Here is a 21,932-nt window from a genome sequence, read left to right as displayed (position 1 = left end):
CGGCCCGACCGCGGAGAAACAGCACGTCGACGCCCACGACCAGCACGATCATCCCGATCACATAGAGGATGGCGATCGGCTTGGCGCTCATCTTCTGACCCTACCGTGACGTAGGGCGGGCCGGGAGGCCGCCGGAAGTGTCGAGAATCTTGAACAGATGCGGACCGCCGATACGCGTAATTTCCGGGGAATGAAACTACGTGTAACGGCCGTCGCGGTGGTTCTGATGGCATCGGCACTGCCGGAACGGCACGCTACGGGTCCTGCCGAATGCACAGGCGGGCACCACTGCTCTCGGCCCGATGCCGGAGTCGGCGACGCTCTCGCCCAGCGGTAAGGCGCTCCGGACGCTCGGCCAGGGCGCGGCGACGGGGACGCTGCGTCACGACAAATCGGTCTACGTCGACACCGGGCCCCTGGTGTCCGACGGCAACATCATCACCAGGGTGTCCGGCTGCCGACCCCGCGTTTCGGGTCAGGTCTCGTCGGCCTGATCATCGAGCCGTCGTGCACGGCGACGCTGTTCCTCCGCTCGTTCGCGGGCCTTGCGGCGGAACTCGGCGTCGTCGTGCGCGCGCACGGCCGCTTGATACTCGGGCCGCTCATACTCGGGGAAGCCGGTCGTCCGGGGCGGGGGCGTGGCCGCGGCACCCTCCGGGCGCCCGACCAGCAGCCACATGATGGAGCCGACCAGCGGCAGCAGGATCACGATCACCAGCCAGATCACCTTCGGCAGGTGCCGGACCCGGTATTCGTCGGCGACGATCACATCGACCAGGGCGATCACCCAGATCGCCAGCACGATCAGGCCGAGATACGGCACGACGACCTCCCGAGACGGACATTCCGGATAGTTCGTCTTACTCTAGCGCGGAGACCATCGGGTCGTGGCCGGCCCCGTCGGTGACCGGACGCGAGTGGAGAAGGAATGTCGTCTGCGATCGCCCGGACAGACGACAAAGGCCGTGACATCAGAGGATGTCACGGCCTTCGTCGTGGAGCCGCCTGGGGGAATCGAACCCCCGACCTATTCATTACGAGTGAATCGCTCTGCCGACTGAGCTAAGGCGGCGTGCCGCGCGAGACGACAGCGCTCACGATCGTACCGAGCGGGTCGGGCGTGAGGCAAAACGGGGTCAGGCGGTGACGCCTTCGGCTCGGGCGGCGTCGGCGACGGCGGCGGCCACCGCGGGCGCCACCCGCGGGTCCAGGGCGCTCGGGACGATGTAGTCCGCCGTGAGGTCGTCGCCCACGACACCCAGGATCGCCTCGGCGGCGGCCAGCTTCATGCCCTCGGTGATCCGCCGGGCGCCGGCGTCGAGCGCCCCGGCGAAGACGCCGGGGAAGGCGAGGACGTTGTTGATCTGGTTCGGGAAGTCGCTGCGCCCGGTGGCGACGATCGCGGCGTGCTGGGCGGCGACGTCGGGGTGGATCTCCGGGTCGGGATTGGACATGGCGAAGACGATCGCCTCGTCGGCCATGGCGGCGACGGCGGCTTCGGGGACGGTGCCCGCCGAGACACCGATGAAGACGTCGGCGCCGGTCAGCGCCTCGGTGATGCCGCCGCGGAGACCGCGCGGATTGCTCCAGCTCGCCAGGTCGGTCTTGAACTCGTTCAGGTCGGTCCGGTCGGTGCCGATGATCCCCTTGGAGTCCAGGACGACGATGTCGCCGATCCCGGCCGCGCGCAGGATCTTGGCGCAGGCGACCCCCGCGGCGCCGGCGCCGGAGATCACCACACGCAGGCCGTCGAGGTCGCGTCCGAGATGCCGGGCCGCGGCCTTGAGGGCGGCCAGCACGACGATCGCGGTGCCGTGCTGGTCGTCGTGCATCACCGGGCAGTCGAGCGCTTCGATCAGCCGCCGCTCGATCTCGAAGCAGCGGGGTGCGGAGATGTCTTCCAGATTCACCGCGCCGAAACTCGGCCGCAGGCGGACGATCGTCTCGACGATCTCGTCCGGATCGGTGGTGTCCAGCACGATCGGGATCGAGTTGAGGCCCGCGAACGTGCGGAACAGGGCCGACTTGCCCTCCATGACGGGGAGGGAGGCGCGCGGGCCGATGTCGCCGAGTCCGAGGACGGCGGTGCCGTCGGAGACCACGGCCACCAGGCGATCGGTCCAGGTGTACTCGTCGACCAGCCGCGGCCCGGTGGCGATGGCGCGCGAGACCTGCGCGACCCCCGGGGTGTAGGCGATCGAGAGGTCGCGCTGGGTGTCGATCGGAGCGCGCAGTTCGACGGAGAGCTTGCCGCCGACGTGGGCGGCGAAGATCTCGTCGTCGGTGATGGGGGTGGCGATGCTGGTGTCTGGCGTGGTGGTCACGGTCGCTCCTTCGCGTGGGCGGCGTATCGGCGGCCTGCGTCGCACCGTCGCGCCGGTGTGGGGTGGTTCGATTCTGCACCCCTATGGTGACGGCGCTCACCGTGGCCGGGTATTCGGTGGACCCCGGACGCACCCGGAGAGTAGAAATACATCTTGTGTCTATGACGTATTCGGCGGCCGATCGGGTGTACGGCGAGGTCAAGGAGCTCATCCTGACCTGCTCGTTGCCCGGCGGCGAATTGATCAGCGAGGGCGAGATCGCCGAACGCTTTCAGGTCAGTCGCACCCCGGTGCGGGAGGCGTTCCTGCGCCTGGCCGCGGAGGGCTGGATGCGGCTGTACCCCAAGCGCGGCGCGCTGGTGGTGCCGGTCGGCGAGCGCGAGTCGCGGGAGGTCCTGGAAGCGCGGCTGCTGATCGAGGGCCACGCGGTGCGCGGTGTCGTCGAGCGGCCCGAGGCGATCGCGGCGCTCGTCGAACAGTTGCGCGCCAATCTCGCCGAGCATCGCGGGGCGCGGGGCGACGAGTTCGCCCGCATCGACACTGAGTTCCACCAGTTGATCGTCGCCGCCGGCCGCAACAGCCTGCTGCGCGACTTCTACGACTCCCTCGGCGAACGACGGCGCCGGATGACCGCGGCCAGCCTGCACCGTGATGAGGGCGTCACCGCCCGGATCCACGACGACCACGCCGCCCTCGCCGCCGCGATCGCGGCAGGCGACGCCGCGCGGTTCGACGATCTGCTGGCCACGCATCTGACCGAGGTCCACGAGGTTCCGGGGGTCGCCCGATGAGCGCCGCGACGCGGTACGGCTGGCCCGGCGTCAGCCTCGCCGTCTTCACCGCCGCCTGGGGAGGCAACGAGTTCACGCCGCTGGTGGTGATGTACCGCGCCCACTCGCACCTGTCCGCGGTGGTGGTCGACGCGCTGCTGTTCACCTACGTGCTGGGCATCGTGCCGGCACTGCTGATCGGCGGGCCGCTCTCCGACCGGCTCGGCCGGCGCCCGCTGATGCTGCCGTCGCCGATCCTCGCCGCGATCGGATCGGCGCTGCTCGCCGCCGGGGCGCATTCGGTGGCGCTGCTGGCGGCCGGCCGGGTATTCAGCGGGATCGCGCTCGGTCTGGCGATGGCGGTCGGCGGCAGCTGGATCAAGGAACTCTCCGACGCCGCCGGCGCCTCGGTGACCGCCGGGGCACGACGCGCCGCGCTCAGCCTCACCGCCGGTTTCGGGCTGGGTGCCGGCGTGGCGGCGCTGCTCGCGCAGTGGGGGCCGTGGCCCGACCAGCTCGCCTACCTGGTGAACATCGCGCTCGCCGTGGTCTCCTTCGGGCTGCTCCTGCGGACCCCGGAGACCCGTCCCGGCACGCACGACGGCCGCCTGCTCGACGATCTCAAGATCCCGTCGGCCCGCCGGCTCCGCTTCTGGCTGCGCGTGGCGCCGACGGCGCCCTGGGTGTTCGGCACGTGTGCCGTCGCCTACGCGGTGATCCCCGCGCTCCTCACCCCGAAGACCGGTGGCTGGGAGATCGTCTTCGCGGGTGTCTGCTGCGTGGTCGGTCTCACCGCGGGCTTCGGTGTCCAGACGTTCGGCCGGCGGATCGACCGTCCGGGATCATCGCGCGCCCTGGTGACGGCGATGGGCCTGGTCGTGGCCGGGATGCTGCTGGCGGCGTACACCGCGCACGTGCTGACCGTGCCGGTCGCGATCCTGGCCGCGGCGGTCCTCGGCGCCGGCTACGGCATGGCGCTCATCTCCGGGCTGCTGGAGGTCCAGCGGATCGCCGGGCCCGACGACCTCGCCGGTCTCACCGCGGTCTTCTACGGGCTCACCTATCTGGGCTTCGCCAGCCCGGCGATCCTCGCCTGGATACACGAGCACTTCGGCATCGGGTATCCGGCGATGCTGATCTTCGGGGCGGCGGTGGCCGTCGTCGGGATGGCGGTCGTGGCGGGGTACCGGCCGTCCGGCGGGGTCGCCGACCGGCACCGCGAGGAGGACGTCGTCCTCGCGCGGGAGGGCGTCGCGAAATAGGGGCCCGGCGGGGCGACTCGCTGCGGGATCGGCATGGCTCTTCGGCCGTCGGCTGAGGTGCGACGAGCCCCCGGGCGAGGAGCCTCGAAGCCGAGCTAAGGGCGGCGCGGCTCACCTGCGGCCGTGGCTCAGCCGTCGGGTGGCCCCCGGATCGGCGTGTCGCGGGCCCTGTTGCGTGTCGAGTGTCATGCGGAACCCGCGACACGAAGAACGACCCGAGACAGCCCCGGCACGGGGAGCACACGCCGCCCGGCTCTGCCCAGCAGGCCGCTCAGTCGGGGTAGCCGTTCGGATTCGACGACTGCCAGCGCCACGAGTCGGCGCACATGTCGTCGACCGTCCGGGTGGTGCGCCAGCCGAGTTCGGCATTGGCCTTCGACGGGTCCGCCCAGTTCGCGGCCTGGTCGCCGGGACGGCGCGGCGCGATCTGGTACGGGATCTCCCGGCCGCTGGCGCGGGCGAAGGCGTCGACCAGTTGCAGCACCGAAACGCCTTGTCCGGTACCGAGATTCCACACCGACCACGGGTCGTCGATCACGCCGAGCCGGTCGAGCGCGGCGATGTGCCCGGCGGCGAGGTCTTCGACGTGGATGTAGTCGCGGACCCCGGTGCCGTCGACCGTGTCGTAGTCGTCGCCGAACACCGACAGCTTCTCGCGCCGACCGACCGCCACCTGCGTGATGAACGGCATCAGATTGTTCGGGAAGCCGCTCGGGTCCTCCCCGATCCGGCCGCTGGCGTGCGCGCCGACCGGGTTGAAGTAGCGCAGCACCGCGATCCGCCAGCTCGGGTCCGAGGCGGCGAGATCACTCAGGATCTGCTCGATCATCACCTTGGTCCAGCCGTACGGGTTGGTGGCCGAGGTCGGCATGTCCTCGGTGCGTTCCAGCACCGGATTCTCGCCGTACACCGTCGCCGAGGACGAGAACACGAACTTCCGCACCCCGTGCGCACCCATCGCGCGCAGGACCGACAGGGTGCTGTCCAGGTTGTTCTCGTAGTAGTCGAGGGGTTGCGCCACCGACTCGCCGACGGCCTTGAACCCGGCGAAGTGGATCACCGCGTCGACCGGCTCCGCGTCCAGCAGCGCCGCGGTCGCGGCGCGGTCGGTCAGATCCACGCGGTGCACCGGGATCGACTGCCCGGCAAGCGATTCCAGCCGCGGTACCACCGAAGGCTTGGCGTTGCTGAAGTCGTCGGCGATCACCACCTCGTGGCCGGCGCCGAGCAGTTGCAGCACCGTGTGCGAGCCGATGTAGCCCGCGCCGCCGGTCACCAGTACACGCATGTGTTCTCCCGTCGAATGAGTCAGTTCAGGACGCGCTGCGTCGTCGCGTACGACGCTTCGACGCCGGCCTTCACCGGCTCCCACCAGTCGCGATGGTTCCGGTACCAGTCGATGGTCGCCGCCAGACCCGCGTCGAAGTCGGTGTAGCGCGGCGACCAGCCGAGTTCGGTCCGCAGCCGGGTCGAGTCGATGGCGTAGCGGCGGTCGTGCCCGGGGCGGTCGGTGACGAAGTCGAACGCGTCCGCCGGCTGCCCGAGCTGCCGCAGGATCGTCTCGACCACCGTCCGGTTGTCCACCTCGCCGTCGGCGCCGATCAGATAGGTCTCGCCGAGTTCGCCCCGCTCGATGATGGTCCAGACGGCGTCGTTGTGATCGTCGACGTGGATCCAGTCGCGCACGTTGCGGCCGTCGCCGTAGACCTTCGGCCGGATCCCGGTCAGCACGTTGGTGATCTGCCGCGGAATCAGCTTCTCCACGTGCTGATACGGCCCGTAGTTGTTGGAGCAGTTGGAGATCGTCGCGTGTACCCCGAAGCTCCGCACCCAGGCCCGCACCAGCAGGTCGCTGCCGGCCTTGGTGGAGCTGTACGGGCTCGACGGGTTGTACGCCGTCTCCTCGGTGAAGCGCGCGGGATCGTCGAGCGCCAGGTCGCCGTACACCTCGTCGGTGCTGATGTGGTGCAGCCGGGTGTCGTGCCGTCGTACCGATTCCAGCAGCGTGTAGGTGCCGACGAGGTTGGTGGTCACGAACGACGACGGATCGCGCAGCGAATTGTCGTTGTGCGACTCGGCGGCGAAGTTCACCACCAGATCCGACTCGGCGACCAGCGGATCGACGACGGCCGCGTCGCCGATGTCACCGCGCACCACCGTGACCCGGCCGGCGACCGGTTCCAGGGTGTGCGGGTTGGCGGCGTAGGTGAACTTGTCGAGCACGGTGATCTGCACGTCGGGCCGGGTCTCGAGGGTGCGCAGCACGAAATTCGCGCCGATGAAGCCGGCGCCGCCGGTCACGAGCACCCGCATGTAAGGCTCCCCTTGGTTGACGATTCGCTCCTGCCGACTCTACCGATAGGGTGAACGCATGCGCGGAATCATCCTGGCCGGCGGCACCGGAACGCGCCTGCATCCGATCACGCAGGGCGTCAGCAAGCAGCTGGTCCCCGTGTACGACAAGCCGATGATTTACTACCCGCTCTCCACGCTGATGCTGGCCGGGATCCGCGACATCCTGGTGATCACCACTCCGCGCGACCGCGCCGCCTTCGAATACCTCCTGGGTGACGGTTCCCGCTTCGGGATCACGCTGAGCTACGCCGTGCAGTCGGAGCCGAACGGCCTCGCGCAGGCGTTCGTCATCGGCGCCGAGCACATCGGCGACGACTCGGTCGCGCTCATCCTGGGCGACAACATCTTCTACGGCCCAGGACTCGGCAGTCAGCTGACGGGCTTCGGTGACGTCGACGGCGGCGCGATCTTCGCCTACCGGGTGGCCGATCCGGGGGCGTACGGCGTCGTTGAGTTCGATGACGCCGGCCGGGCGATCTCGCTCGAGGAGAAGCCCGCCTCGCCGAAGTCGGGATACGCGGTCCCGGGTCTCTACTTCTATTCCAGCGACGTGGTCGACATCGCCCGCGAGCTCGCGCCGTCGGCGCGCGGCGAGTACGAGATCACCGACATCAACGCTGAATACCTGCGTCAGGACCGGCTCGCCGTCACGGTGCTGCGCCGCGGCACCGCCTGGCTCGACACCGGCACCTTCGACTCGCTCCTCGACGCCGGGAACTTCGTGCGGACCGTCGAACAGCGGCAGGGCCTCAAGATCGCGGTGCCCGAGGAGATCGCGTGGCGGCTCGGCTACCTGTCCGACGACGAGCTGCGCGCCCGGGCGGGGGAACTCACCAAGTCGGGCTACGGGCGGTACCTGCTCGACGTGATCGACCGCGGTCCGGAACTGTAGCTGTAGGGTCCCCTGACGTGGCCGTGTCGCGCATGTGGCGGTCGGGCGAGGCATGTGGCCGTCGAGCGAAGGCCTATGACGGTCGAGCGAAGTCGAGACCAACGAAGGGAACACGGTGCAGGTACGAGAGCTGAGTATCGAGGGCGCGTGGGAGTTCACCCCGACCGTCTACGAGGACGACCGCGGCCTCTTCCTGGAGAGCTTCAAGGCGGAGGTCGTCGCCGAGACGATCGGCCACGACCTCACCCTCGCGCAGGTCAACACCTCGGTCTCCGCCGCCGGGGTGATCCGCGGGATCCACTTCGCGGACGTCCCGCCCGGCCAGGCCAAGTACGTGACCTGCACGGCCGGCGCGGTGCTCGACGTGATCGTCGACCTGCGCGCCGGGTCGCCCACCTTCGGCCTGCACGACGCGGTACTGCTCGACGACGCCGACCGCAAGGCCGTGTACCTGTCCGAGGGGCTCGGCCACGCGTTCTGCTCGATGCAGGACGGCTCGGTGGTCACCTACCTCTGCTCCACCGGCTACAACCCCGGTGGCGAGCACGGGATCCATCCGCTCGACGCCGAACTCGGTATCGGCTGGCCGACGGTCGGCCGCGACGGCACCCCGCTGGCCTTCGTGCTGTCGGAGAAGGACGCCGCCGCACCCTCGCTGTCCGGCGCGCTCGCCTCCGGGCTGCTCCCGGAATTCGGTGCTGTCGTGGAGTACCGCGGGTCGTTGGCCCGCTGATTCGACCGGGCCGCAGCGCTGATGAGGGCGCCGAGCGACGCCTGACCCGGACGGGCCGCGACAGATCGCCGCGTCCTCGTCGGCCATCCCCGAATATCGGGTCACGAGGGGAATGGTCCCTCGTGACCCGTCATCTGGGTGTGGCCGACGAGGCTACTTCCCGAGGACCTTCGACAGCAGGCCACGCAGGCCGGAGGAGGAGCGGAAACGGGGGCACGAACCGTCCGAGCAGAGCGAGCAGTCGGTGCCGTCTCGGTAATGTGCGTGGGCTGCGCGGTCGTGACCGCAGACGCACAGAGCACTGGCCATGCCACGAGACTACTCGGCGGTAGCGCCGCCGGGGCCTTCTCTCCGGTCAACCGGAGAGAGCGGGTGATATGCCCGTTCGCGGGGCGCCGGCCGGTCGCCCAGACCGATGAATCTCGGCTTCCCAGCAGTGGTTTCAGGGGATGACGTCAGTAGCGTTTGCGTTCTGGAACGCCGTGCCCGACACGGTGGGAACGACGGAGGAGGCGCACGTGAGATCGATTGTGACGAGGACTCTGGGGGCGGCGGCGCTGGCGGCAGCGGCGATCGGCTTGGCCGCGTGCGGGTCGTCTGGCTCCGGAGACGGTAGCGGGCACGGTGGCGGAGAACACCAGAGTCAGCCGATGCGGTCGAAGGATGGTTGTCTGTTGCCCGATCCGCACTTGTCTTATCGTGAAGTGAATGCAGCGCTTCGTGGCGAGCAGGGGATGACCTCCCGCCCGGCTCCGTCCGGCAGCAGCGGTGACCCAGAAATGGACGAGCTCGATGCGGGGACCGCGAGGCTGTGGAGTGAGATTCCGGAGGGCGGAACGGTGAAGGCCGTCGAGTACATGTGCCCGATGATTGTCGAGGCTTCGCGGGCGGACGCCGAATCTGGTGAATTGGTCAACGAGCCCTACCTGTGGTTGCTTTCCTACTCCTTTCCTGCCTGTGTGGCCACCGATGCCGAGATCGGGCACTTCGTGAGTTCGGATCCGTCGGTCGCCGCGAACTATCGGAGCACCTACCAGGCGGGTAAGAACAAGACGGCGGAGCAGGTTGGAGCCACGAGTTCGGCGACCGTGGCAGCGGGCAAGTATCTCTGTCCGCAGAACTTCGGATGATAGGTGTGTCCGCGGCCTTCGCCTACTGGTGACTGGTCCCGGTCGGCCGGACCGCGTACACCACACGGTGCGCCACGTCGCCGGGCGGGCCGTCCATCGCGAGGCCGTACCGGTCGGCGAGGGCACCGAAGAACGTGTCGTCCGGGTCGGGGTCGATGCGCTCGAGGACGCCGTGCACTTCGAGGTAGCGGTAGGGCTGGTCGGGGTCGTTCACGGAGAACGCGACCTCGGGGTGGGCGGTCACGTTCTTGTACTTCTGCCGGACGGTGGTGTTGGTGAAGTAGACGAGCTCGCCGTCCCAGGAGAACCACATGGGGTTCACCTGTGGCGTGCCGTCGGGCCGGATGGTCGCGAGGTGGGCGTAGAGGGGGCGTTCCAGCAGATCGCGGTGGGAATCGGGGATCACGGACACGGGCTTCGATTTCCGAGGGTGGGGAGTCATTCGCGGCCTGCGGAGATCCACGCCGGGTCGGCGACGATGTTGCGCCCGCCGACGACCAGTCCGGCGACCTCGTCGAGCGCGGTGACCGCTTCGTCGTCGAGCACCAGGTCGACGGCGGCCGCGTTCTCGGCGACGCGGGACACCGAGCGGGTGCCGGGGATGGGGACCACCGGCACCACGGCGCGACGCCCGGCGGCGTACAGCCAGGCCAGGGCCACTTGCGCGTTGGTGGCGCCGACGCGGCGCGCGACTCCGGACACCACCTCGACCACGCGCTGATTGGCGTCCCAGTTGTCGCCGGTGCGGGCGGTGGCGCCGCGGAAGTCGGACGCGATCTGCTCGCGAGTCAGGGTTCCGGTGAGAAAGCCCCGGCCCAGCGGGGAGTAGGGGACGAAGCCGACGCCGAGTTCGGCGCACGCCGGCACGACCCGCCGCTCCACGTCGCGCGACCACAGACTCCACTCGCTCTGCACCGCGGCGATCGGGGCGACGGCGCACGCGGCGCGCAGTTCGTCCGCGGTCACCTCGGACAGTCCCAGATGGCGGACCTTGCCCGCGGCCACCATCTCGGCCATCGCGCCGACGGTCTCCTCGATCGGGACGTCGGGATCCCGGCGATGCATGTACCAGAGGTCGATGACCTCGGTGTTCAGTCGTCGCAGCGACGCATCGCAGGCGGCCCGGACGTACTCGGCGTCGCCGCGCGTCCGCTTCCCGGCACCGAGGCCCCGGCCGGCCGTCGGCGGCGCTGCGTCCGGTGATCCCGAACTTGGTGGCGAGCACCACCTCGTCGCGGCGGTCCGCGAGAAGCCGGGCGACCAGCCGCTCGTTGGTGCCCGCCGGACCATCGGTGCCGGGGAGAGGTTCGCCGTAGACGTCGGCGGTGTCGATCAGCGTGATCCCGGCGTCGACCGCGGCGTTCAGGACGGCGAGTGCGGTGTCGCCGTCGGTCCCGCCGTAGACGTGCGTGACGGCCATCGCGCCGAAGCCCAGCGCGGAGGTGACCAGGCCGTCGCCCAGTTCGGTGGTGTGCATATCGGTTGCTCCTGTCGGTATCGGTCAGTCGTCGGTGCGACGCTGCTCGGTGAGTTCGTCGGGGTCGGTGATCGGTCGCTCGGCGCAGTCCAGGCCGGCGTCGATCAGCCGCGAGTAGTGGGCGATCTTGGCGTCGACGGCCTCGAGATCCCCGATCAGCTCGCGGATCCGGGACTCGATCTCCTCCCGGTGGTCGGCGAGCAGCCGCATCCGGCGGCCGTGGGTGCGGGATCCCTGACCGACCATCGTCACGAAGTCGCGCATCTGGGCGACCGGCATTCCGGTGCGGCGCAGCCGGACCAGAAGGTCGATCATCGCGACGGTGGCGTCGTCGTAGCGCCGCACTCCGGCGGAGGTGCGCGGGACGGCGGGGATCAGGCCTTCGGACTCGTACCAGCGCAGGGTGTCGCGGGAGAGGCCGGTGCGCGCGGAGACGTCGGAGATGGTGAGGCCGGTGTCGTCGTGGGGCATGCTGCCACGCTAGGACCTGGAGTGCACTCCAGCGCAAGGCGGGATCGTACTGACCCGTATAGGGGCCGCCGACCGCAATAGGAGGTCGGCCGCTCCTATACGGGTCAGTACGCTCGGGCGGAGAGTGTGGTCTCGACTTCGCTCGACCATCATGGCTTCGCTCGACCGGCTTGCGTTCCGCTCGGTAGGTCAGGGTTCGGGGAAGGGCGGGAGTTCGGGGACGAACAGCCAGTCGCGCCAGAAGTCGTTGAGCGACTCCCCGATGTAGGTGCCGGCCAGGGCGATGAAGTCCTCGGTGATCACCGCGCGGTAGCGGTACTTGTCGGTCCAGCGGCGCAGCAGCTGGAAGAACGCGCTGTCGCCGAGCCGCAGCCGGAGGGCGTGCAGGGTGATGGCGCCGCGCTTGTACACCCAGTCGTCGAACATCAGCTTGGGGCCGGGATCGGCGAGCGGCACTTTGACCGGGTTCGCGGCGAGCTTGGCGTAGTAGTAGCGCGCCCATTCGTCGGCCGACTTGCCGCCGCTGCGCTGGCTCCACAGCCACTCGGCGTAGCAGGCGAAGCCCTCGTTGAGCCAGATGTCGCGCCAGCGTCCGAGGGTCACCGAATTGCCGAACCACTGGTGCGCCAGCTCGTGCGCGATCAGCCGCTCATGCGTCAACGATCCGTCGCAATGATTGGCCCCGAACGTCGAAAAGCTCTGCGCCTCGAGCGGAATGTCCAGATCCTCGTCGACCACGACCGCCGTGTACAGCGGAAACGGGTACGGCCCGAACAACTCGCTGAACACGTCCATCATGGCGACCTGGTTGCGGAAGCTCGCGTCGAACTGCCGGGTCAGCCGCCGCGGTGCGAGCGCGTAGACCGGCACCGGGGCGCCGGCCAGCTGCCGGTGCTCGTACTCGCCGATCTGGAGGGTGGCGAGGTAGGTCGCCATCGGCTCCACCTGCTCGTACACCCAGGTGGTCTGCGCCGCCGCCCGCTTCTTGGAGATCAGGACACCGTTGGCGAGCGCGTAGTACGGACTGTCGGTGGTCAGTGTGATCTGGAAGGGTGCCTTGGCCTCGGGATGGTCGTCGCACGGGAACCACGTCGGCGCGCCGTTGGGCTGGTTGGCGGTCAGCGCGCCGTTCTCCAGTTCCTCCCAGCCGACCTCGCCCCACGGCGAGCGCAGCGGACGCGGGGTGCCGGCGTAGCGCACGACCACGGTCAGCGCACCGCCCGGCGGAATCGCCGCGGCGGGGGTGATCGCCAGTTTCCCGCCGCGATGGCTGTACCGCGACTGCTTGCCGTTCACCGTCACCCGCTCGACGCGCATGCCGCCGGCCAGATCGAGGGTGAACCGGCTGAGCTGCTGGTACGACGTCGCCGTGACCGTCGCGGTGCCGCGCAGCCGGTTGGGAGCGACGCGATAGTCGAGCGTGAGGTCGTACCGGGAGACGCGGTACCCCAGGTTCCCGTTGTTCGGCAGATACGGATCGAGCTCGTGAGAGGTGCCGCTGAGGGTGGGGGTGTGCGAGAAGCCCTTGAGCCTCTTGTTCGGCACCTGTCCTCATCTCTGTTCGCCGGGAAGTAAGTCGGTGCTCACCCTACCGGGGGTCGTGACGGGCCGCTTGCCGATGGCGCTGACCGCAGGCGTGGCGTAGCAATCCGGCATTCGCGGTGAACGTCGCTGGACTCGCCAGTCGGTCGCCGAACGGCCGCGGCGGACCGGCGCAGCGACGTCACGCCTGCGGTCAGCCGGGCGATTGCTCGCCGGGCCGGCGTTGCGGGGAGGGGTGCTCGGTCGGACTCCGCGGTCCACGGGTGCCGGACGGCCGGAACGACCTGTGCCGGGATCGGCGTGGAGGTCAGTCGTGCGGCCAGGGGGCGATCGGGTTGCCCTGCCAGCGGGTGTGCGCGGGCACGTGGTCGCCGCGCATCACCAGTGAGCCGGGGCCGACGGTGGACGCCGCGCCGAGCTGCGAGGCGGGCAGCGCCACGCAGTGCGGGCCGAGCGTGGACCCGGCTTCCAGGCGCACCGAGTCGATGGCCATCACCCGGTCGTGGAACAGATGCGTCTGCACCACGCAGCCGCGCTGCACGTTGGCGCCGTCGCCGACCTCCACCAGATCGGCCTCGGGCAGCCAGTACGACTCGCACCACACGCCGCGGCCGATCTTCGCGCCGAGTGCGCGCAGCCACAGGTTGATCACCGGCGTGCCCGCGGCGGCGTTGGCGAACCACGGCGCGGCCACGGTCTCGACGAACGCGTCCGACAGCTCGTTGCGCCAGATGAACGAACTCCACAGCGGGTGCTCACCGGCCCGGACGCGGCCGATCACCAGCCACTTCGCGCAGGCCGCGACGACGCCGGCCACCCCGCCCGCGACCAGCAGGATCAGCCCGCTCACCACGGTGGCCACCGCCGCGTTCGACGACGACGCCGCCGCCTGCAGCGCGGCCAGCACCCCGACCCCGATCAGGAACGACACCCACACCGCGATCAGGCGCAGCGTCTCCACCACCGAGCGCGCCACCTTCAGCCGCAGCGGCGGTGCGAAGGTGCGCGAGGTGTCGGCCTCCCCGGCCGTGCGGCGCAGCCGCTGCGGCGGGCTGCCCAGCCAGCTCGACCCGGACTTCGCCTTCTCCGGCGCGGCCGACAGCACCGCGACCAGACCGCCCTTGGGCACCTTGCGGTCGGGGGCGACCATCCCGGAATTACCGAGGAACGCCCGCTTGCCGACCCGTGCCTCGCCGATCCGCATCCAGCCGCCGCCGAGTTCGTACGACGCCATCAGGGTGTCGTCGGCGAGGAACGAGTCGTCGCCGACCACGGTGAACTTGGGGACCACCAGCGCGGTGGAGATCTCGGTGCCCTTGCCGATCCGTGCCCCCAGCGCCCGGAACCACACCGGGGTCAGCAGACTGGCGTACAGCGGGAACAGATAGGTGCGCGCTGAATCCATCACCCGTTCGGTGAGCCACACCTGCCAGCCCACGCGGCTGCGCACCGGATACGACCCCGGCTTCAGCCCGAGCGATGCCAGGCGCACGACGATCAGCGTGAGCAGTGCGAACACCGCCAGTGCCGCGAGCACCCCGAGCGGGCTCAGCGCGAGGGCCCGCAACAGTGCCGCGCCGAGCGAGTCGGCCGACAGCGCCCAGCAGAAGGTGACGACCAGCCCGGCGGCCAGCGAGACCAGCGGGATCCCGGCGATCAGCAGCGCACTGCCCGCGTAGATCGGGACCCAGTGCCGCCGCGACGCCGGGCGCTGCGCCGGCCACGACTTGCGCGCCTTGCCGAGTTTGCCCGCGGGCGAGCCGCCCCAGCGCTGCCGGGCCTTGACCTTGCCGATCACCGTGGATCCGGGGTCGACGATCGCATCCCGCCCGACGACGCTGCCGGGCAGCAGCGTGGACCGGGAGCCGACGGTCGCGCCCGGCTTGACCTCGACGGTGCCCAGGTGGAGGACGTCGCCGTCGAGCCACCAGCCGGACAGGTCCACTTCCGGTTCGATCGCCGCGCCGTCGCCGACGCGGAGCAGTCCGGTGACCGGTGGCAGCGAATGCAGGTCGACGCCGCGGCCGATCCGGGCACCCAGGGCACGCGCGAGCGTCGGGATCCACGGCGCGCCGGACATGTTGTGCGCGCCGCTGGCCACCATCAGTCGCTCGGCGGTCCACAGCCGGACGTGGACGCTGCCGCCCCGCGGGTGGTCGCCCGGAGTCACGCCGCGCAGCAGCAGCCGGGCCCCGCCCGCGGCGATCAGCAGCCGGCCGAACGGCGTGACGAAGATCAGGAACGCGACCAGCAGCACCCACCAGTCGACGTGCACCAGCCAGCTCGCGCGATAGCCGAGCGCATCGGCGACGGCGCGGCCGGCGTTGTTGGCGACGCCGAGCCAGGTCATCCAGGCGAAGCCGGTGAGGGTGGCCAGCGGGATCGCGGCGAGGGCCTGCGCCAGTCCGGTCGACGCAGGCATCGGCACGACGTCCCGTTCGGCGACCGCCTCCGACGGTGCCAGCGAGTCGAGGAGTTCGGCGAGGGAACCGAGCCGCGGGTGGTCGTACAGGTCGGCGACGGTCACCTCGGGGTGGCGGCTGCGCAGCGCGCTGACCAGCTGGGCCGCGGACAGCGAGCCGCCGCCCTCGGTGAAGAAGTCGGCGTCGGCGCTGGTCACTTCGGTGCCGAGGATCGCGGTCCACTGTTCGGCGAGCCAGGCCTGCGTGGGGGTGAGGTCTTCGGCCGCGGCCGAGTCGGCGCCGCCCGCACCGGGCACCGGCCACGGCAGCGCGTCGCGGTCCACCTTGCCGGAGGTGCGGGTGGGGAGTTCGTCGAGCAGGACCAGCCGCGGAACCATGGCGGCGGGGAGTTCCTCGCGCAGCCGCATCTGGGCGGCGGTGAGGTCGAATGCGGAGTCGGTCGACGCCAGGTAGCCGACCAGCAACGACGTGCCCGCGGCGTTCTTGCGCACCGCGCACGCGCCGCCGCTCACGCCGGGCAGGTTCTGCAGCGCGTTGTCGATCTCGCCGAGCTCGATGCGGCGCCCGCCGATCTTCACCTGGTCGTCGGCGCGGCCCACGAACAGCAGCCCGGCCGGATCGAGCCGGACCACGTCACCGGACCGGTAGGCGCGCTCCCAGCCGAGCGACGGCAGCGGCGCGTACTTCTCGGCATCCTTGGCCGGGTCCAGATAGCGGGCCAGGCCGACGCCGCCGATCACCAGCTCGCCGGTCTCGCCGACCTCGACGGGCTCGCCCTGGGCGTCGACCACCACCAGGTCCCAGCCGATCAGCGGCAGGCCGATCCGCACCGGTTCGCCGGCGCGGAGTTGCGCGGCGGAGGCGACGACGGTCGCCTCCGTGGGGCCGTAGGTGTTCCAGACCTCGCGGTCGCCGGTGGCCAGCCGGTCGGCCAGTTCCGGCGGGCAGGCCTCGCCGCCGAAGATCAGCAGCCGCACCGCTTCGAGCGCTTCGGCCGGCCACAACGCCGCCAGCGTCGGGACGGTGGAGACGACGTTGACGTCGCGCATCACCAGCCACGGTCCCAGGTCCATGCCGCTGCGCACCAGGGCGCGCGGCGCGGGCACCAGGCAGGCGCCGTTGCGCCAGGCCAGCCACATCTCCTCGCACGACGCATCGAAGGCGACGGACAGTCCGGCGAGTACCCGGTCGCCCGGACCGAGCGGCGCATCCTGCAGGAACAGCGCGGCTTCGGCGTCGACGAAGGCCGCGGCGTTGCGATGGGTCACCGCGACGCCCTTCGGGGTGCCGGTGGACCCGGAGGTGAAGATGATCCAGGCGTCGTCGTCGACGGTGACCGGCGACGACGCGAGTTCGGCGGCGTCACCGGACGCGCGATGCCGGCCGCCGCGCGCATGCAGGCCGTCGGCGTCGAGCAGAGCGTCGATCTCGGCCTCGCCGAAGACCAGATCGGCGCGCTCATCGGGGTCGTCGGCGTCGACCGGGACGTACGCGGCGCCCGCCCAGAGGGTGGCCAGGATGGCGATGTACAGATCGCGGTGCCCGGACGGCATCCGGATCCCGACACGGTCGCCGCGGCCGACGCCGGACTCGCCGAGGCGGCCGGCGACGCGGCGGATCACCGCGATCAGCTCGGAGTAGGTGAGGATCTGCTCTCCGTCGTCGATCGCGGGCGCATCCGGATGCGCGAGGGCGGTCGCGAGCAGGACGTCGACGAGCGTGCGCGGCGGCGTCGCCTGCCCGGCGCGCAGAAACTCCACGGGTATCGGCACAGCGTTGATTGTGCACGAGCATGTCGGGTTTCGTGCGGTCCCCCGGGTGCGCGTCGATGGTTGATGACGCCTGGGTTGCGCAGGGCTGAACGGTGCGCATCTCCGGTGGTGTGCGGCGGTGCGAAGTCCGGACCTTCGGCCCCGTCGAGGGGGCACGATCCGGGCGTACATTGCAGGGATGACGACGGAGTCGGCGGCGGTTCATCCGCTGCGCGCGGGTCTGATGATCGGCGCATTGGGCGTGGTGTTCGGCGATCTGGGAACCAGTCCCATCTACACGCTCCAGACGCTGTTCGACCCGCGCGATCCCCACCCGATCGCCCCGTCCCGGGAGAACGTCGAGGGCGTGGTCTCGCTGATCTTCTGGTCGGTGATGGTCATCGTCACGGTCACCTACGTGCTGCTGGCGATGCGGGCCGACAACGACGGCGAGGGCGGCATCCTGGCGCTGATGACGCTGCTGCGCCGCTGGTCGAGCGGTATCCGGCCGCGTGTGATGGCCGTGCTGGTGGCGCTCGGCGTCCTCGGGGCGGCGCTGTTCCTCGGCGACAGCATGATCACCCCGGCGATCTCGGTGCTGTCGGCGGTCGAGGGCGTCAAGGTGGTGGATCCCGGGCTGCGGGAACTGGTGGTGCCGCTGACCGCGCTGATCGTGTTCGTGCTGTTCCTGGTGCAGCGATTCGGCAGCGGCCGGGTGGGGGCGGTGTTCGGTCCGGTGATGGCGGTCTGGTTCGCCGCGATCGCGGTGCTCGGTGTCCGCGGGATCCTGGTGGAACCGGGGATCGTCGCCGCGCTGTCGCCGTCGTACGCGATCGGCTTCGCCGCCGGTCATCCGGGAGTGGCGTTCTTCGCGCTCGCCGCGGTGGTGCTGGCGGTGACCGGCGCGGAAGCGCTCTACGCCGACATGGGGCACTTCGGCCGGCCGTCGATCTCGATGTCGTGGGCGGTGTTCGTCGCCCCGGCGCTGACGCTGTGCTACCTCGGCCAGGGCGCGCTGATCCTGCACGACCCGCGCGATGCCTCGGCGCCCTTCTTCCTGCTCAGCCCCGACTGGGCGCGTATCCCGCTGGTGGTGCTGACCACCTTCGCCACCGTGATCGCCGCGCAGGCGGTGATCTCCGGGGCCTTCTCGGTCGCCGCGCAGGCCGCGCAACTCGGCTACATGCCGCGGCTGCGGGTGGTGCACACCTCCGACCGCACCTACGGCCAGATCTACGTGCCGTGGCTCAACTGGCTGCTGATGGTCTCGGTGATCACCCTGATCTTCGCGTTCCGGCGGTCGGCGGCGCTGGCCTACGCCTACGGAATGGCGGTCACCGGCACCATCGCGATCACCACGCTGCTGTTCTTCGTCGTCGCCCGGCACCGGTGGAGACTGTCGTGGTGGCTGTTGCTGCCCGCCGCGATCCCGCTGCTCACCGTCGACGTGCTGTTCTTCGCGGCCAACTGCACCAAGGTGCTGCACGGCGCGTGGCTGCCGGTGGTGATCGCCGTGACGGTGTTCGTCATCATGACCACCTGGGACCGCGGCCGCCGGCTGGTCGCCGACCGCCGCAGCGAGATGGAGGGGTCGCTCACCGGCTTCCTCGACAAGCTGTGCCGCGGTAAGGAGATCGCCGTCGTCGACGGCACCGCCGTCTTCCTCAACCGCGACCTCGACTCGGCGCCGCTGGCGTTCCGGGCGAACGTCGCCCACAACCGGGTCCGGCACTCCCGCGTGCTGATCGCCACCGTCGAGGTGGCCACCGTGCCGCGGATCGCCGAGGCCGACCGCATCCGGATGCGGGAACTGGGCACCGAGGCCCGGGGGATCCGGGGTGCGCAGATCCGCTTCGGCTACGCCGAGCCGCCGGACGTGCCCGCCGCCCTCGCACTCCTCGGGCCGGAGCAGACGGGACCGATCGACACCGACGACGTCACCTACTTCCTGTCCACCGCGGAACTGGAATACAGCACCGAGCCGGGCATGGCGGGCTGGCGCAAGCGGCTGTTCATCGCCACCTCGCACGTGAAATCGGATGTGAGCGACCACTTCCGGCTGCCCCGTGAACGGGTGGTCGTGCTGGGTTCCCGGATTCCGGTCTAGCCGCCGGGCGAGTCGTATGGTGGTGCCATGAGTGAGCTCAAGACCACCGAACAACTCTTCGGCATCGACCGACTGCTCGACGACGACGAGCGCGCCATCGCCAAGACGGTCGCCGATTTCGGCGCCAAGCGGCTGCGCCCGCACGTGGCGCAGTGGTTCGAGGACGGTGCCCTCCCGGTGCGCGAGCTGGCCGTCGAACTCGGTGAACTCGGCCTGTTCGGCATGCACCTGGAGGGCTACGGCTGCGCCGGGACGTCGGCCACCGCGTACGGCCTGGCCTGTCTGGAAGCCGAGGCCGTCGACAGTGGTTTGCGCAGCTTCGTCTCCGTGCAGGGGTCGCTGTCGATGTTCGCGATCCACCGCTGGGGCAGCGAGGAGCAGAAGCAGGAGTGGCTGCCGCGGATGGCCGCGGGCGAGGCGCTCGGCTGCTTCGGGCTCACCGAGCCGGACTTCGGCTCCAACCCGGCGGGCATGCGCACGCACGCCCGGCGCGACGGCGACGACTGGATTCTGAACGGCTCCAAGATGTGGATCACCAACGCGCCGGTCGCCGACGTCGCGGTGGTCTGGGCGCGCACCGAGGAGGAGGCCGGTTCACGCGGGATCCGCGGTTTCGTCATCCCCACCGACACCCCCGGATTCAGCGCCCCGGAGATCAAGCACAAGATGTCGTTGCGGGCCTCGGTGACCGGGGAGATCGCGCTCGACGACGTCCGGCTCCCCGCCTCGGCGCTGCTGCCCGAGGCCCGCGGCCTGCGCGGTCCGCTCAGCTGCCTGAACGAGGCGCGCTTCGGCATCGTCTTCGGCGCGGTCGGCGCCGCCCGCGACTGCCTGGAGACGGCGATCGACTACGCCGCCACCCGCGAGGTCTTCGAGAAACCGCTGTCCGGGTACCAGCTGACGCAGGCGAAGATCGCCGACATGTCGGTGGAACTCGGCAAGGCGTACCTGCTGGCGATCCAGCTCGGCCGGATCAAGGACGCCGGGCACGACGGCGGTACCCCGATCGCGCCGGAACAGGTCAGTCTCGGCAAGCTCAACAACGTGCGTGAGGCCATCGCGATCGCCCGGAAGTGCCGGACCATCCTGGGCGCCAACGGGATCACCCTCGAATACCCGGTGATCCGGCACGCCAACAACCTGGAATCGGTGCTCACCTACGAGGGCACCAGCGAGATGCATCAGCTGATGATCGCCAAGGCCCTCACCGGCCAGGACGCCTTCCGCTGACGAGCTGTTCGACGATCCTCGAGCCACCCGATTCCGTGTCGCCGATCCCCGAGCCGCCGACGACGCAGGAGCGTCACGACGATCCCTGATCCGCCTAGACGCAGGCGCGTCACGACGATCCCTGAGCCGCCGACGAAGGAGGCGTGTCGAAGGGACGACCCCCATACCGAAGGAGCACACCCGATGACAGCGCAACTCAAACTCGGACTCAAGGCCTCGGCGGAGCAGTTCGCTCCGCGCGAGCTGGTGGAGGTCGGCGTGGCCGCCGAGGAATTCGGCCTCGACTCGGTGACCGTGAGCGACCACTTCCAGCCCTGGCGGCACGACGGCGGCCACGCCCCGTTCTCCCTCGCCTGGCTCACCGCGGTCGGTGAGCGCACCGAGCGCGTCCAGCTCGGCACCTCGGTGCTCACGCCGACCTTCCGCTACAACCCGGCGGTGATCGCGCAGGCCTTCGCGACCCTCGGCTGCCTGTACCCCGGACGCGTGATGCTGGGCGTCGGCACCGGCGAGGCGCTCAACGAGTACGCCACCGGCTTCACCGGCGACTGGCCCGAATTCAAGGAGCGGTTCGCCCGCCTGCGCGAAGCCGTGCGGCTGATGCGGGAACTGTGGACCACCGGCGCCGGGAGCGAAGCGAGCGGGCCGAATGGCCGCAGCGCTGTTGATTTCGACGGCGAGTACTACCGCACGCAGGGCGCCTACATGTACGACGTGCCCACCGAACCGATCCCGGTGTACATCGCCGCCGGTGGCCCGGTGGTGGCGCGCTACGCCGGTCGCGCCGGGGACGGATTCATCTGCACCTCGGGCAAGGGGATGGATCTCTACACCGAGAAGCTGATCCCGGCGGTGCGGGAGGGCGCGGCGAAGGCCGAGCGGAACTTCGCCGACATCGACCGGATGATCGAGATCAAGATCTCCTACGACCCCGATCCGGAGCGGGCGCTGGAGAACACCCGATTCTGGGCGCCGCTTTCACTGACCCCGGAACAGAAGCACTCGGTCAACTCCTCGGTGGAGATGGAACGCCTCGCCGACCAGCTGCCGATCGAGCAGGTCGCCAAGCGCTGGATCGTCGCCTCCACGCCCGACGACGCCATCGCGCAGATCAAGCCGTACATCGACGCCGGTCTCAACCACCTGGTGTTCCACAATCCGGGGGCCGATCAGCGCCGCTTCCTGGAGGCGTTCACCGCCGAGGTGGTGCCCGGCCTGCGAGAACTGGCCGTCGTCACGGACTGACCGACGCGCGCACCGGTCCACGCCCCAGCCAGCGGCTGAGCCCGCTACCAGCCGGCTGAGCCCGTCGAGCCCGCTACCAGCCGGCTGAGCCCGTCGAGCCCGCCACCAGCCGGCTGAGCCGGTCGAGCCCCGCAGGGGCGAGATCGTGTCGAAGCCAAGTACCTGGCTGGGTGGTTGCTTCGACAAGCGCCTCGCCCCTGTGGGGCTCGGCGCTGCTCAG

17 protein-coding genes, 1 tRNA gene and 1 pseudogene are annotated in these 21,932 nt (G+C 70.2%); 9 read left to right on the top strand and 10 right to left on the bottom strand.

The annotated features are described in order from the left end of the window. The first annotated feature begins 302 nt into the window (after positions 1–302). A complete protein-coding gene (locus MYK68_RS19400) occupies positions 303–494 on the top strand; it encodes a hypothetical protein (protein WP_247865365.1) in 192 nt (63 codons plus the stop codon). Here MYK68_RS19400 and MYK68_RS19395 read toward each other — a convergent pair. The 3 genes from MYK68_RS19395 to MYK68_RS19385 all read right to left on the bottom strand — a co-directional run bounded on the left by MYK68_RS19395 (position 476) and on the right by MYK68_RS19385 (position 2,324). Then, the gene (locus MYK68_RS19395; protein WP_247865364.1) at positions 476–823 is read right to left on the bottom strand and encodes a PLD nuclease N-terminal domain-containing protein; all 348 of its coding nucleotides are present in this window, start codon (positions 821–823) and stop codon (positions 476–478) included. The two genes, MYK68_RS19400 and MYK68_RS19395, sit on opposite strands and share 19 nt — an antisense overlap. A 173-nt stretch (positions 824–996) precedes the next feature. Next, positions 997–1,072, bottom strand: a tRNA-Thr gene (locus MYK68_RS19390). A 64-nt stretch (positions 1,073–1,136) separates the two neighbouring features. Beyond that, positions 1,137–2,324 carry an NAD(P)-dependent malic enzyme gene (locus MYK68_RS19385; protein ID WP_247865363.1) on the bottom strand — a complete coding sequence of 396 codons (1,188 nt, stop codon included), beginning with the start codon at positions 2,322–2,324 and terminating at the stop codon, positions 1,137–1,139. Between the two features lie 161 nt (positions 2,325–2,485). On the opposite strand from MYK68_RS19385, the gene MYK68_RS19380 reads away from it, so the two are divergent. Together MYK68_RS19380 and MYK68_RS19375 are read left to right on the top strand one after the other, a co-directional pair. Further along, on the top strand, positions 2,486–3,115 hold the full coding sequence (locus MYK68_RS19380) for a GntR family transcriptional regulator (RefSeq protein WP_247865362.1): 630 nt from the start codon (positions 2,486–2,488) through the stop codon (positions 3,113–3,115). Further along, on the top strand, positions 3,112–4,356 hold the full coding sequence (locus tag MYK68_RS19375; RefSeq protein WP_247865361.1) for an MFS transporter: 1,245 nt from the start codon (positions 3,112–3,114) through the stop codon (positions 4,354–4,356). The genes MYK68_RS19380 and MYK68_RS19375 overlap by 4 nt, the downstream gene beginning before the upstream one ends. 271 nt (positions 4,357–4,627) lie before the next feature. Here MYK68_RS19375 and galE read toward each other — a convergent pair whose 3' ends face one another. Together galE and rfbB are read right to left on the bottom strand one after the other, a co-directional pair. Continuing rightward, complete coding sequence (gene galE / locus MYK68_RS19370; protein ID WP_247865360.1) at positions 4,628–5,644, bottom strand: UDP-glucose 4-epimerase GalE; 1,017 nt, start codon at positions 5,642–5,644, stop codon at positions 4,628–4,630. Between the two features lie 20 nt (positions 5,645–5,664). Next, complete coding sequence (gene rfbB / locus MYK68_RS19365) at positions 5,665–6,669, bottom strand: dTDP-glucose 4,6-dehydratase (protein WP_247865359.1); 1,005 nt, start codon at positions 6,667–6,669, stop codon at positions 5,665–5,667. A gap of 58 nt (positions 6,670–6,727) precedes the next feature. Here rfbB and rfbA point away from each other — a divergent pair, with 58 nt between their 5' ends. The 3 genes from rfbA (at position 6,728) to MYK68_RS19350 (ending at position 9,466) form a co-directional block, all read left to right on the top strand. Then, positions 6,728–7,603, top strand: a complete 876-nt coding sequence (gene rfbA, locus MYK68_RS19360) for a glucose-1-phosphate thymidylyltransferase RfbA (RefSeq protein WP_247865358.1) — start codon at positions 6,728–6,730, stop codon at positions 7,601–7,603. 115 nt (positions 7,604–7,718) lie between these two features. Then, on the top strand, positions 7,719–8,336 hold the full coding sequence (locus MYK68_RS19355) for a dTDP-4-dehydrorhamnose 3,5-epimerase family protein (RefSeq protein ID WP_247865357.1): 618 nt from the start codon (positions 7,719–7,721) through the stop codon (positions 8,334–8,336). A gap of 650 nt (positions 8,337–8,986) precedes the next feature. After that, on the top strand, positions 8,987–9,466 hold the full coding sequence (locus tag MYK68_RS19350; protein WP_247865356.1) for a hypothetical protein: 480 nt from the start codon (positions 8,987–8,989) through the stop codon (positions 9,464–9,466). 22 nt (positions 9,467–9,488) lie between these two features. On the opposite strand, the gene MYK68_RS19345 is transcribed toward MYK68_RS19350, so the two are convergent. From MYK68_RS19345 to MYK68_RS19325, 5 genes and pseudogenes are all read right to left on the bottom strand, one after another. After that, positions 9,489–9,878: a PPOX class F420-dependent oxidoreductase gene (locus tag MYK68_RS19345; protein ID WP_247865355.1), complete on the bottom strand. Its 390-nt coding sequence runs from the start codon at positions 9,876–9,878 to the stop codon at positions 9,489–9,491. 26 nt (positions 9,879–9,904) lie between these two features. Then, positions 9,905–10,943 (bottom strand): annotated as a pseudogene (locus MYK68_RS19340) (aldo/keto reductase). Between the two features lie 24 nt (positions 10,944–10,967). Then, a complete protein-coding gene (locus tag MYK68_RS19335) occupies positions 10,968–11,414 on the bottom strand; it encodes a MerR family transcriptional regulator (protein ID WP_247865354.1) in 447 nt (148 codons plus the stop codon). A 189-nt stretch (positions 11,415–11,603) separates the two neighbouring features. Further along, positions 11,604–12,959 carry a M1 family metallopeptidase gene (locus MYK68_RS19330; RefSeq protein WP_247865353.1) on the bottom strand — a complete coding sequence of 452 codons (1,356 nt, stop codon included), beginning with the start codon at positions 12,957–12,959 and terminating at the stop codon, positions 11,604–11,606. Positions 12,960–13,263: 304 nt separating this feature from the next. Beyond that, entirely contained in the window at positions 13,264–17,151 is a 3,888-nt protein-coding gene (locus tag MYK68_RS19325; protein ID WP_247865352.1) for a Pls/PosA family non-ribosomal peptide synthetase, read from the bottom strand. A gap of 178 nt (positions 17,152–17,329) precedes the next feature. On the opposite strand from MYK68_RS19325, the gene MYK68_RS19320 reads away from it, so the two are divergent. The 3 genes from MYK68_RS19320 to fgd all read left to right on the top strand — a co-directional run bounded on the left by MYK68_RS19320 (position 17,330) and on the right by fgd (position 21,712). Continuing rightward, positions 17,330–19,237, top strand: a complete 1,908-nt coding sequence (locus tag MYK68_RS19320; protein ID WP_247865351.1) for a potassium transporter Kup — start codon at positions 17,330–17,332, stop codon at positions 19,235–19,237. 27 nt (positions 19,238–19,264) lie between these two features. Further along, positions 19,265–20,467, top strand: coding sequence for an acyl-CoA dehydrogenase family protein (locus tag MYK68_RS19315; protein ID WP_247865350.1), 1,203 nt, complete (start codon positions 19,265–19,267; stop codon positions 20,465–20,467). Positions 20,468–20,650: 183 nt separating this feature from the next. Continuing rightward, complete coding sequence (gene fgd, locus MYK68_RS19310) at positions 20,651–21,712, top strand: glucose-6-phosphate dehydrogenase (coenzyme-F420) (protein ID WP_247865349.1); 1,062 nt, start codon at positions 20,651–20,653, stop codon at positions 21,710–21,712. The last annotated feature ends 220 nt before the right edge of the window (positions 21,713–21,932 follow it).

It is taken from the genome of Gordonia sp. PP30 (assembly GCF_023100845.1).
GTDB lineage: Bacteria > Actinomycetota > Actinomycetes > Mycobacteriales > Mycobacteriaceae > Gordonia.
The sequence above is the reverse complement of the archived record's forward strand: the minus strand, read 5'-3'. Positions and strand labels throughout refer to the sequence as shown.

What these genes read in the sequence shown, in the direction of transcription:
- MYK68_RS19400 (WP_247865365.1), top strand. Translation starts at nt 303, where the DNA reads ATGCCGGAGTCGGCGACGCTCTCGCCCAGCGGTAAGGCGCTCCGGACG.
- fgd (WP_247865349.1), top strand. Translation starts at nt 20,651, where the DNA reads ATGACAGCGCAACTCAAACTCGGACTCAAGGCCTCGGCGGAGCAGTTC.
- galE (WP_247865360.1), bottom strand. Translation starts at nt 5,644, where the DNA reads ATGCGTGTACTGGTGACCGGCGGCGCGGGCTACATCGGCTCGCACACG.
- MYK68_RS19350 (WP_247865356.1), top strand. Translation starts at nt 8,987, where the DNA reads ATGCGGTCGAAGGATGGTTGTCTGTTGCCCGATCCGCACTTGTCTTAT.
- MYK68_RS19315 (WP_247865350.1), top strand. Translation starts at nt 19,265, where the DNA reads ATGAGTGAGCTCAAGACCACCGAACAACTCTTCGGCATCGACCGACTG.
- rfbB (WP_247865359.1), bottom strand. Translation starts at nt 6,669, where the DNA reads ATGCGGGTGCTCGTGACCGGCGGCGCCGGCTTCATCGGCGCGAATTTC.
- MYK68_RS19335 (WP_247865354.1), bottom strand. Translation starts at nt 11,414, where the DNA reads ATGCCCCACGACGACACCGGCCTCACCATCTCCGACGTCTCCGCGCGC.
- MYK68_RS19380 (WP_247865362.1), top strand. Translation starts at nt 2,486, where the DNA reads ATGACGTATTCGGCGGCCGATCGGGTGTACGGCGAGGTCAAGGAGCTC.
- MYK68_RS19375 (WP_247865361.1), top strand. Translation starts at nt 3,112, where the DNA reads ATGAGCGCCGCGACGCGGTACGGCTGGCCCGGCGTCAGCCTCGCCGTC.
- rfbA (WP_247865358.1), top strand. Translation starts at nt 6,728, where the DNA reads ATGCGCGGAATCATCCTGGCCGGCGGCACCGGAACGCGCCTGCATCCG.
- MYK68_RS19320 (WP_247865351.1), top strand. Translation starts at nt 17,330, where the DNA reads ATGACGACGGAGTCGGCGGCGGTTCATCCGCTGCGCGCGGGTCTGATG.